A 3,759-nucleotide genomic window follows, 5' to 3' on the forward strand; every position below is an offset into this window, starting at 1 on the left:
CCGGCGTCGTTGAACAGCGGATCCACGCAGAGATCCGGCCCCCTGCCACCGAGGTGGCGGGGGGCCGGATCGTCACCGGGTCAGCTCTGGACGAAGACCGCCACGCTGCGCGCCGGCACGGTGAACGTACCGGTCACCTCATCGAACGACGCGGTACGCAGCACCGGGTCGGCCGACTCCTTCAGCACCGGGTGCAGCGCGACGTCAGCCCCGCGCAGGCCGGTCACCGTCTGTTTCGCCGCCTCCGGGGTGGCGTTGAAGACCACGGTCACCGACTTCCACTTCCCGTCCAGGCCCCGCGCGTCCAGGGTCATGGTGAGCACGCCCGGGGTCTCCTGCTCCCCGGACAGCGGGAACGCCACCCGTTGCTGCACCTGGTCGGCGGTGGCCAGCCCGAACACCGGCGAGGACGTACGGATCCGCAGCAGCTCCGCGTACCGGGCGTCGGCCAGGTCGACCGCCGCGCAGTCCGGCACCAGCTTCGGGTCGGCCAGCAGCGGCCGGGCGTACTGCCACTTGTCCTTGTTGTCCTGCTGCGGCGGGAGACCGGCGCCGAATCCGTTGCCCTGCGTGCAGTCCCAGCGGATCTGGTTGAACCAGTCGCCGGAGTTGTACGAGTTGCGGTCCAGCGACTTGGAGCGCAACCGCTCCGAGCCGGCCGTCACGAACCCGGTCCCCTGCCCCATCACCACGGTGCTCAGGGCCAGCACCTGCATCCGGGCCCGGTCCTGCGCCGAGGTGCCCTGCGGCAGCTTGTACGCCAACGCGTCGTACAGGATCTCGTTGTCGTGGGCGTCGACGTAGGTGACCGCCTCACCCGGTGCGGCGGTGTAGCCGGCCGGCGAACCGTTGTAGTCGACCTGGGCGCCGGTGACCGACTTGCCGGCGGAGTCGGTGAACCGGTAGCCGCGTAGGTTGCCGGTCAGCCCCACCTTGATCAGGTCCTGCTGGTGCAGCAGCCGGGCCTTCTGCTCCGCCGCCGAACCGTTGACGCCGTCCCCGTTCGGGTCGGTGTAGAGGCCGGAGGCGAAGCCCTGGATCCGCGGATTGCCGTCGAACGGGCCCCCACCGCGTACCGCGTCGCGGAGCCGGTCGTTGAAGGTGCCGATCCCGGTGCCGGCCATGTTGGCCTGGGTGGCCTGCACGAACCGGGCGTCGTTGGCGACCTCGCCGAAGTTCCAGCCCTCGCCGTAGAGCAGGATCTTCTTCCCGTCCACGCCGTCGCGGGCCACGGTCAGCTCGTCCAGCGCGGCGCGCACGGCCAGGATGTTCGCCTTCGGATGATGGCCCATCAGGTCGAACCGGAAGCCGTCCACCTTGTACTGCTTCGCCCAGGTGACCAGGGAGTCCACCACGAGCTTGCCCATCATGGCGTGCTCTGGCGCGGTGTTGGCGCAGCAGGTCGAGTTGGCTACGGTGCCGTCCTCCAGCAGCCGCTGATAGTAGCCCGGCACCACCTGGTCGAGCACCGACTTCGGGTCGACGCCGGCGGCCGAGGTGTGGTTGTAGACGACGTCCATCACCACGCGCAGGCCGGCCTGGTTGATCCCGGCGACCATCTGCCGGAACTCGGTGGTCCGCTTCGCCCCGGCCGGGTCGACGGCGTAGCCGCCCTCGGGCACGGTGTAGTGCAGCGGGTCGTAGCCCCAGTTGTAGCCGTCGGAGTCGGCCACCGCCGCGACGCACTTCTGCTGCTGGTCGGAGTCCGGCGGCAGCGCGGCCAGGTCGCAGGCGGGCTGGGCCTGGTCGGCCCGCTTCTCGGGGATGGTGGCGAAGTCGAACGCCGGGAGCAGGTGCAGGTAGTTGACCCCGACGTCGCCGAGCGCCTTCAGGTGCTTCATCCCGGCGGTGCCCGGGTCGGTGAAGGCGAGGTACGTGCCGCGCCGTTCGGCCGGCACCGTGCTGTCGGCCACGGAGAAGTCGCGCACCGACAGCTCCTGGATCTGCGCCTTCGACGACGGCACCGCCGCCGGCTTGCGCAGGTTCGCCCAGCCGGCCGGGGCCAGCGCCGGGTCGTTCAGGTCGACGATCTGGCTGTGCGTCGAATCCGGCGCGAGCCCCACCGAGTACGGGTCGGTCACCGAGGCGGTGACCATCTTCTGCGCCGCCGGCTGCCAGGCCTCGACGCGGTAGCGGTAGTACTTGCCGGTCCAGGACTTCGTGCCGCGCACCGACCAGACGCCGGTGCGGTCGTTCCGGCTCATCGACACCGTCCGCGGCTCGGCCGTCGGCGAGTCGAAGAGCTGGAGCGACACCGTGCGGGCGGTCGGCGCCCAGACCGCCAGGGTGGGCACCTGGTCGGCGAACGTGGGGCCGAGCTTCGCCTCGGTGGCGGACCGGTAGACGTCGTCGAGCACGCCCGGGATCTGCACCCCGGTCGCGCCGAGCAGGTGCCCCTCCGCGTCCCGCTCGGTCACCACGAGCTGGCCGCGCAGCGCCGCCGGCACCTTGGCCAGGTCGGTCCGGTCCAGGCCGAAGGCGTGGTAGGCCCAGAGCTGGGGATACGCCTGCCGCTGCGCCTCGGTGAGCCCGTTGCGCTGCGCCCGCAGCGGCAGCGTGGTGTACGTCCCGGCCAGTTCCCCGTCGGCGATGCTCAGCCCGCCGGTCGGGGCGGCGACCAGGTCGTACCGCTTACCGTCGGTCGGCCCGGTCTGCCAGGCGACGGTGGACCGGTCGATCCACTGCGCCTTCTGCTTGGTGATGTCGAGGTCCTGTGCGACGCCGGAGGAGGTCGACGGCAGCAGCCGGCCCTTGACCCCGGCGAGCAGCCAGATCTCGTGCCCGGCGGCGGCGAAGTCGAGCCGCTGGTCGTCGGGCTGGTCCTTGGTGTCGCCGTGGTGGACGATGTAGTTCAGCCCGGTGGCGCCGGCGGCGAGGGGCACCCGGAACACCGCCCCGAAGGCGTCGATCTTCTCCGGCTTGAGCGGGTTGCCCCAGTCGGTCGGGTTGGCCGCGCCGTCCCAGAGGTGCAGGCCCCAGCCGTCGTAGTTGCCGTCCGCCTTGCGCCAGTGGATGAGCGCGGTGCTCTGGTCGACCGGCGGGTCCGGCTCGCCGGTGGCCGCCTGCCGGGTCGGGTAGAGCGTCGGGTCGCCCTGCTTGACCCACACCTCACCGGTCTGGGTCACGTCGATGGCGCGGTCGTTGGGCACGTCCTTGGTGCCGTTCCTGTCCACCACGAGGAAGCCGACGGACTTAGCGCCCGGCTTCAGTTTGACCCAGGCGAACCGGCCGAAGGAGTCCTCGCCCGCGAACGGCTGCCCGTTGGGCCAGTCGGTCTGGTACGCCGGGTCGATGTCGCCCCAGGTGTAGAGGCCCCAGTCGGCGTACCCGCCGGCCGGGCGCTGGTAGTGCACGACGGCCCAGTCCCGCGACGCGCTCTGCGTCGGGGTGCCCACGGTGCCGGTGGACCGGGCGTCGGCGATCCGGCCCTTGCCGTCACGCACCACTGCCTTGTACTCGACCTTCGTCCCGCCGGGCAGGCCGGTCAGGTCGTGGTGAACGGTGTACGGAGCCCGGTGCGCGGTGCCCAGCAGGGTCCACTTGCCGCCGGGGACCCGGGCGGCGAAGGTGACGGTCGCGAGGGGGTCGCCGGTGACCTGCGCGGTGACGGCGGCCTTGGTGGCGACCGGGCCGTCGCCCGGCTCGGTGACGGTGACCTTCGGGGCGGCATCGGCCTGCGGGATCGCCCGGTCGGCCCGGAGGACCACGGCGGACATGGCCGGCAGGGCCGCGATGACGAGGGTGGCGCCAGCCGTGTAG

1 pseudogene is annotated in these 3,759 nt (G+C 71.8%); it reads right to left on the reverse strand.

Features of this window, described 5'->3' with window-relative positions:
• Positions 1-80 precede the first annotated feature (80 nt).
• Positions 81-3,386 (reverse strand): annotated as a pseudogene (pulA, locus tag ONA70_RS35220) (pullulanase-type alpha-1,6-glucosidase); the annotation flags it as partial.
• Between the last annotated feature and the right edge of the window lie 373 nt (positions 3,387-3,759).

The organism is Micromonospora yasonensis (assembly GCF_026013475.1).
Taxonomy (GTDB): Bacteria; Actinomycetota; Actinomycetes; order Mycobacteriales; family Micromonosporaceae; genus Micromonospora; species Micromonospora yasonensis.